We start from the raw sequence: 6,114 nt of genomic DNA, 5'->3' as shown, positions 1-6,114 counted from the left end.
GTGGCGCGCGCGGCGCGCTGGGGGCGAGTAGAAAACTATATGGCGCGCGCGAATGAGGAGCTCTGCCTGCTGATCCAGGCGGAGAGCAAAACCGCGATTGATAACCTTGATGCGCTACTGGAAGTTGAGGGCGTCGACGGCATCTTTATCGGTCCGGCCGATCTCTCCGCCTCGCTGGGCTATCCCGATAACGCCTCGCATCCGGAAGTACAGCAGGTTATCGAGCAAAGCATCCGCCGCATCCGCAAGGCGGGCAAAGCCGCCGGCTTTCTGGCGGTTGATAGCGCAATGGCGCAGCGGGCAATTAGCTGGGGCGCGAACTTTGTCGCCATCGGCGTTGATACCATGCTCTACACCGACGCGCTGGATCGGCGGCTGGCGCAGTTTCGCCAGCAGGCCTCAGGCGCGTCACGCAGCAGCTACTGAGCGGGCGCGGCGATGGAGTGCCGCAGGATAAGCTCGGCGCCGAAAGCGGGCAGCGGTCCGACGCGCTCGCCGCGAATATCGGCGATCAGGCGGCGCGCCGCTTCACGGCCCATCTCATAGACCGGCTGCGCCACCACCGTCAGCGGCGGCGCGACGATTTCGCTCCAGGGAAAGTTGTCGTACATGATAAAGGAGAGATCCTGCGGAATGCGCAGCCCGCGCTGCGCCACGGCGCGCAGCAGCGACATGGCGACCAGGCTGTCCGAGGCGATAATCGCGGTCGGCGGCGCGGCGCGCTGCCACAGCGACTCGACGATGCGCGCAATCTGCGCGTCGTCGCCGGCGTTCGCCTGGATCAGCGACGTATCGTAGTCCCGACCGGCCGCCGCAAAAGCGTCCATGATGCCGCCGACGCGCTGCGCCACCGGCGTCAGGCCAAAATCCGCGGCGTCGCGGTAGGCGCCTTCCAGCTCCATGCTGGTGATATAGGCGATGCGTTCGTGCCCGGCCGCCAGCAGCCGCTGCGTCGCCTCCCGCGCCACGGCGGTGAAATCGCAGCAGATCGCCTCAACATCGAGGCCGATGACCGCGCGATCGAACAGCCGGAGCGCGCGCCCCTCTTCCAGCACCTGCAGCAAATGACCGTTTTTTTCGCGCGCCGAGTGGCTGGGTGCGACGATGATGCCGTCGACCCGTTTCTCCAGCATCACACGCACCGCATCCTGTTCGGCCTGCAGTTTCTCGTCGCTGTTGCCCAGCAGCAGATGAAAGCCCGCCTGGCGCGCCACGTCGGCCATGCCGCGTAGCGCCAGCCCGAAGTGCGGGTTCTCGATATCGCCGACAATCACGCCGATGGTGTTGGAGCGGCCGGTGTTCATGGTGCGCGCCACCTCGTTGGGCCGGTAGCCCAGCGCCGCCGCCGCCTGGTTGACCCGCGTATGGACCTCTTCACTGACGGCGCCGTAGCCGCCGAGCGCCCTGGCCGCCTGCGCTTTCGATACGCTGGCCGCCCGGGCGACGTCGGCGACGGTGGGCGCTTTAATGCGTGCTTTCTGGTTGGTCATAATTAATTCGAATCACAGGTTGATGACAGAGAGATTGACGTCGAAAAAAGGCTGTGCTTAAACTCATTGTATCGCCTTGAGACCGGTCTCACAACAACTGTTCTCTTGTCGTTACCTGCGTTGAGACCGGTCTCATAACACTATTATTACCGGCTCAACCGTCTCTGATGTTTAACCTGCAAAAACGGATGAGCTATGAAATCGTCAATTCACCTGAGCGCCCTGTGCGGCGCCGCAATCGCACTCTGTTCGTTCTCCTTCAGTACGCTGGCGGCCAGCAGCGATAACCCCTACGGCCTGCTGGAGCCTGGCCACCTGCGCATCGCCAGCGTGGGCGACTCCAAACCCTATACCTTCACCGACGCCAGCGGCCAGTTCACCGGCTTCGACGTGGAGTTCTTTAAAAACGTGGCGCACCGCATGGGCATCGATCAGGTCGATTTCGTCGGACAGGATTTCTCCGCCATCCTGCCCGCCGTCGCCAACGGTCAGTTCGACGCCGCCGTCGCCGCCATCGGCATTACCCCGGCGCGCGAAAAGACCGTGGATTTCTCTACCGGCTATCTGGCGGGCTACCTGACGGTGCTGACGCGCAGCGACAGCGGCGTGAAGAACGTCGAGACGCTGGCGAAGCGCCGCCTTGGGGTGATTCAGGGCACGCTGCAGGAGAGCTACGCGGTGCAGCACTTCACCCAGACCGACGTGGTGCGCTTTCCCGACAATAACGCCGCCGTCTCGGCGCTTAACAACGGTACGCTGGACGCGGTCTTTCTCGACTACGAAGCCGCCAAAAGCTATGCCGCGCGCTTCAAGCTGATCTCCGCCGCCGATATTCCGTCGTTCGATGCCCCGGCGGGCGTCGCCATCGCCAAAAACAAACCGGCGTTCAAGGCCGCGCTCGACAGCGCCATCAAGGCCGCCATGCAGGACGGCACCTGGAAGCAGCTTTATCAGAAGTGGTTTCCCGGCTCGCCGATGCCAAAGCAGTATCTGCCTGGCGGACAGTAGTGCGTGAGCGCTAAGCGTTCAGCTTTTTACCGGTGACGGCACGCCCGTCACGCGTACCCGTGGAGTACGGCGATGGATCTTCTGACAATGCTTTCCCGCACCTTCTTTGACTTCGCCTCAATGAAGGAAGTACTGCCGCAGCTGCTGGCGACCGGGCTGGTTAATACCCTGATCATCTCGATCGCCTCGACGCTGCTCGGCACCCTGTTCGGCCTGGTGCTGGCGCTGATGGGCATTTCGCCGTCGCGCTGGCTGCGGCTGCCGGCGCGTATCTATACCGATCTGTTTCGCGGCCTGCCGTCGATTCTGACCATTCTGCTGATTGGCCAGGGCCTGGCGCGCTTTAGCTATCAGCTGTTCGGCCCGACGCCCTATCCGCTCGGCATCTTCGCCCTCAGCCTGATCGCCAGCGCCTATATGGGCGAAATTTTTCGCGCTGGCATTCAGAGCGTCGAGCGCGGACAGATGGAGGCGTGCCGCGCGCTCGGCATGAGCTACGGCCGCGCCATGCGCCAGGTGGTGATCCCGCAGGGCATTCGTCGCGTGCTGCCTGCCATCGTTAACCAGTTTATCGCCATTATCAAAGACTCCTCGCTGGTCTACCTGCTCGGCCTGATGACCGGCCAGCGCGAGCTGTTCCGCGTCGGTCAGGATGCGGCGGTGCTCAGCGGCAATCTGTCGCCGCTGATGCTGGCCGGGCTGTTCTACCTGATCATCACCGTGCCGCTGACCCACGCGGTAAACGTTATCGACGTGCGCTATCGCACCGGCCGCCGACGCCTTACCGCGCCGCAGAGCGGCCTGAAAGAGGTCGAAGAAGTGCAAAAGCGCCCCGAGGGCGCGCTGACCGCACAACCCTTAACCGGCAATCGGGGGCAATCATGAGCGTTGCAATGAAACTGAGCGAGCCGCCCGCCGCGGCGAGCTGGAAAGGGTCGAGCCTGGAGCTGCGCGATCTGTCGCTCTCCTATGGGCCGATCGACGTGTTGCGCGGCGTATCGCTGCGTATCGCGCCCGGCAGCACCACCTGCATTATCGGGCCGTCCGGCTCCGGCAAATCGACGCTGCTGCGCGGCATCAACCGCCTGCATGAGCCCAAATCGGGCGATGTGCTGCTGGCGGGACGCTCGGTGCTGCAGGACAAGCCCGACGCCCTGCGGCTGCGCATCGGCATGGTGTTCCAGCACTTTAACCTCTTTCCCGATCACAGCGCGCTGGAGAACGTGGCGCTGGCGCCCTGGAAGGTGAAGGGCCTGCCGAAGGCGCAGGCGATGGCGATTGCGCGCCAGCGGCTTGAGGAAGTGGGCTTAGGCCAGCGCGCCGATCACCGTCCGCGCGATCTCTCCGGCGGCCAGCAGCAGCGCGTGGCGATCGCCCGTGCGCTGGCGATGGATCCCGAGGTGATGCTGTTTGACGAGGCGACGTCAGCGCTCGATCCCGAGTTGGTGAAAGGGGTGCTGACGCTGATGGCCGATCTCTGTCGGCGCGGCATGACCATGGTGGTGGTGACCCATGAGATGGGCTTCGCGCGCAAGGTCGCCGATCAGGTGGTGTTTATGGACGAAGGCGAGATTGTCGAAGCGGGCCCGCCCGCCGCGCTGTTCGATGCGCCGCAGTCGCCGCGCCTGCAACGTTTTCTGTAGGAAGTGCTGTAGACCCTTCCCCTTTAAGAACTGAACAAGGAACTGAATCATGGCATTAGAAGATCTGCGTCGCGTAGTGGTACTGGGCGGCGGCGCGCTGGGCGTCTCCAGCGCGCTGCATCTGGCGAAACGCGGTGCGGCGGTCACGCTGGTGACCGAGGCGGAACTCTGCTCCGGCGCCTCCGGCCGTTCGCTCTCCTGGCTTAACTCGGCGGGCGAGCGCTCTCTGCCCTATCACGCGCTGCGCATGGCGGGCATCGACCGCTACCGCACGCTGTTCGCCGCCGATCCGACGCGCGACTGGCTGCGCTTCGACGGCGGCCTGTTCTGGGCGGCGGACGACCTGAGCGGCACGCGTGCGCGTCATGCTTATGAGAAGGCGCACGGCTACGACTCGCAGCTGGTGACGCGCAGCAGCCTGGCGCAGGCGGATGCCCAGGTCGAGGGCGCGGCGCTGGCGCAGGAGGCGATCTTTAATCCTGGCGAAGGCTGGGTCAGTTTGCCGCACCTGGTGGCGTATCTGGCGCAGCAGCTGCGCGCGCTGGGCGGCGAGATCGTTGAGCACGCCGGAAAATGCGCGGTGCTGCGCGACGGCCCGCGCGCCAGCGGCGTCAGGCTGCCGAGCGGGGACCAGCTGCGCGCCGACGCGGTGCTGGTCGCCTGTGGCCCGGCAACGCCCGACGTGGTCGCGCCGCTCGGCGTCACCATTCCCAACGGCTCGCCCGTGTCGATGCTGGTGATCACCGAGCCGGGCGCGCACGGGCTGAAGGCGGTGCTGAACACGCCGCGCGCGGCGGTGCGCCCCAATCCGGGCAACACCTTCGCGCTGGATCACGACTGGTATGAAGAGGATATTCAGCAGCAGGCCGACGGCAGTTACGCCATTGACGAGAGCGTGGTAGCGCAGCTCGCCGCCGAAGCGAGCCAGTTAGTGAAAGGCGAGCCGCTGCGCGCCGCCAGCTGGAAGCTGGGGTTAAAACCGATCCCCGGCGACGGCGAGCCGGTGTTCGGTGAGCTGGAGAGCGTTCCCGGCTGCTTTGTCGCCTTTACCCACTCCGGCGCCACCCTGGCGCTGATTGCGGGCGAACTGCTGGCGGAAGAGATCGTGACCGGCGAGAAGCAGCCGATGCTGGCGAGCTTCCGGCCGGAACGGTTCGCATAAAAAAAGCCGGTCGCGTGACCGGCTTTATCCAACTGACAATATCCACAAGCAGGTGAGATGGCTCGAAGAGCAAAGCGTCCCGCGACAAGGACAAAAACGCCGGGAGCGTTTTTGAACAACGCAGCGCGTTGGCCCGTTTACGGGGGCCCCTCAGGGATGAGGGGCGTAATCGCGCGGGTCGAGCTGGCAGGGATGCCGTTTTTGCGTCTTTGCGATCGAGCCTTCTCACCTGCGTCAGCACGGCTCGCGCGCTTAGCCGCGATAGTAGATATCGCCAGACTCCGCCTTCAGGATTTTGCCCACGTCGTTGGTGATCAGCAGGTAGTTGCCGCCGATATAGGTCCAGTGGCTGCCGGTTTCCGGCGCGGGCAGGTTACGCTTCTGCCACTCGACAATGTTGTAGGATTTGTCGAGATACTGCTGCGGCACGCTGTCGCCGATTTTGTAATCTTTATAGTCGATGATGATGCGGTTGAGATCGTAGTTCGACTGCGCCTGCGGGCTGCCGGCGTTAGCATCCGGCGCGGGAGACGGCGTGCTGCCCGCTTCCGGCTCTTCGGCGTTCGGTCCCAGCGGCGGCTGGCCGCTGCTGTCGGTGGTGTCGCCCTGCTGCGGCTGCGCATCGGCAGGCGCCTGCTGCTGAACCTGCGGCGGCGGCGGAACGGTATCGGCGGCGTCGTCTTCAGCCTGTGCGGCGGGAACAAGGCTCAGCGAGCCAAACAGTAAACCCGCTAAAAAGAGTGCGTTCTGAGTCCTGCGCATAGTGTTTTCCACGTTGATTGATTTTGTTAAGAGTAGATCAGGATAAAGA

7 protein-coding genes are annotated in these 6,114 nt (G+C 64.2%); 5 read left to right on the top strand and 2 right to left on the bottom strand.

From position 1 onward, the window contains the following. Positions 1–426 (top strand): aldolase/citrate lyase family protein (locus B3229_RS11360; protein WP_286870813.1); only part of this gene is annotated, 426 nt, incomplete at its 5' end. On the opposite strand, the gene B3229_RS11355 is transcribed toward B3229_RS11360, so the two are convergent. Then, positions 420–1,490, bottom strand: a complete 1,071-nt coding sequence (locus tag B3229_RS11355) for a LacI family DNA-binding transcriptional regulator (RefSeq protein WP_286870811.1) — start codon at positions 1,488–1,490, stop codon at positions 420–422. The genes B3229_RS11360 and B3229_RS11355 overlap by 7 nt on opposite strands. A gap of 195 nt (positions 1,491–1,685) precedes the next feature. Between B3229_RS11355 and B3229_RS11350 the strand changes: the two genes are divergently transcribed. The 4 genes from B3229_RS11350 (at position 1,686) to B3229_RS11335 (ending at position 5,303) form a co-directional block, all read left to right on the top strand. Beyond that, complete coding sequence (locus B3229_RS11350) at positions 1,686–2,498, top strand: ABC transporter substrate-binding protein (RefSeq protein WP_286870809.1); 813 nt, start codon at positions 1,686–1,688, stop codon at positions 2,496–2,498. A 72-nt stretch (positions 2,499–2,570) separates the two neighbouring features. Next, positions 2,571–3,383, top strand: coding sequence for an amino acid ABC transporter permease (locus tag B3229_RS11345; RefSeq protein ID WP_048784278.1), 813 nt, complete (start codon positions 2,571–2,573; stop codon positions 3,381–3,383). A gap of 8 nt (positions 3,384–3,391) precedes the next feature. Then, positions 3,392–4,141, top strand: coding sequence for an amino acid ABC transporter ATP-binding protein (locus B3229_RS11340; protein WP_286870807.1), 750 nt, complete (start codon positions 3,392–3,394; stop codon positions 4,139–4,141). Positions 4,142–4,190: 49 nt separating this feature from the next. Continuing rightward, the gene (locus tag B3229_RS11335) at positions 4,191–5,303 is read left to right on the top strand and encodes an NAD(P)/FAD-dependent oxidoreductase (RefSeq protein ID WP_286870806.1); all 1,113 of its coding nucleotides are present in this window, start codon (positions 4,191–4,193) and stop codon (positions 5,301–5,303) included. 252 nt (positions 5,304–5,555) lie between these two features. Here the strand turns inward: B3229_RS11335 and B3229_RS11330 are convergent, their stop codons facing one another. Next, complete coding sequence (locus tag B3229_RS11330; protein WP_286870804.1) at positions 5,556–6,065, bottom strand: RcnB family protein; 510 nt, start codon at positions 6,063–6,065, stop codon at positions 5,556–5,558. Positions 6,066–6,114: the final 49 nt, after the last annotated feature.

Origin of the sequence: Pantoea sp. UBA5035, from assembly GCF_002415245.1 — a bacterium.
GTDB lineage: Bacteria > Pseudomonadota > Gammaproteobacteria > Enterobacterales > Enterobacteriaceae > Pantoea > Pantoea septica.
The sequence above is the reverse complement of the archived record's forward strand: the minus strand, read 5'-3'. Positions and strand labels throughout refer to the sequence as shown.